Source organism: Brevibacillus soli, assembly GCF_044759095.2.
GTDB lineage: Bacteria > Bacillota > Bacilli > Brevibacillales > Brevibacillaceae > JBIYSM02.
Map to the genome: position 1 here is coordinate 1 of NZ_JBIYSM020000102.1, position 1008 is coordinate 1008.

General features: G+C 48.8%; 1 protein-coding gene. It reads left to right on the forward strand.

What is annotated here, in order from left to right; translation table 11 throughout:
* Positions 1-16: 16 nt before the first annotated feature.
* A partial coding sequence (locus ACE99V_RS20300) for an ISNCY family transposase (RefSeq protein WP_400493005.1) occupies positions 17-1008 on the forward strand: 992 nt, incomplete at its 3' end.

Here is a 1008-nt window from a genome sequence, read left to right on the forward strand (position 1 = left end):
TTTGAGGTGAGCGATTATGTTAAAACTTCGTAACGAGCAAATCACATTGTGGGATACCCTTCTCCCTGAACCAATCCGCGCGTTGCCAGATGAACTGGCAAAGGTGGATGCTTTGCTGGATGATGAACGGTTTATGCAGCCATTTCGTAACAAGCATGCTTCTCATCGCGGGCGTCCAACATTACCAATAGAGACATACTTGCGGCTTATGTTTTTGAAGCATCGCTACCAACTTGGGTATGAGAGCCTCATCTTGGAAGTGGGAGACAGCATCGCGTGGCGACGCTTTTGTCGCATTAGCATTGATGAAAAGATGCCCGATCCAACAACACTGCTGAAAGCCAGCAAGCGTTACGGAGACGAGATTGTCAAACAAGTAAATGAACTCTTGATTCAAAAACTGGACGACGAAAAAGTATTGAAACGCCGCAAACTTCGCGTCGATACCACTGTGGTTGAGTCAGACATCCAACACCCCACCGACGCCACGTTGCTTCAAGATGGCGTGCGCGTTATCACCCGGATTGTGCAGAAAATCCGTAAAGTTGCCTCTCATGCAACACAGGGTTTCCAAGACCGGACAGGTGAAGTCAAAGAACGTATCCTTTCCATCGCCAAGCTTCTTCGGCGGCGTACTGCCCAATCATGGGAGGACCTTAACGCGATTACCCAGGAGGTTACATCGGTAACCGAGGCTGTTTGTGCGCAAGCCACCCAAGTCATCGAGAAAGTAAAAGACAAGAGTACTCCTGCCGTCCAACGGATGAAAACGAAGCTGGAGCAAGCCGTCACGGTGACGAGAACCTTAATCGGGCAAGCCAAACAAGTCGTTTCCGGCAACCGGGCCATTCCCAATCGTGTCGTCAGCTTCTTTGATCCGGAAGCACGGCCGATTAAGAAGGGAAAACTTTCAAAAAAAGTCGAGTTTGGGTACAAACTCCGCATAGACGAAACAGAAAATGGTTTTGTCACTGGGTATGAGTTATACAAAGATACTCCACCCGATAG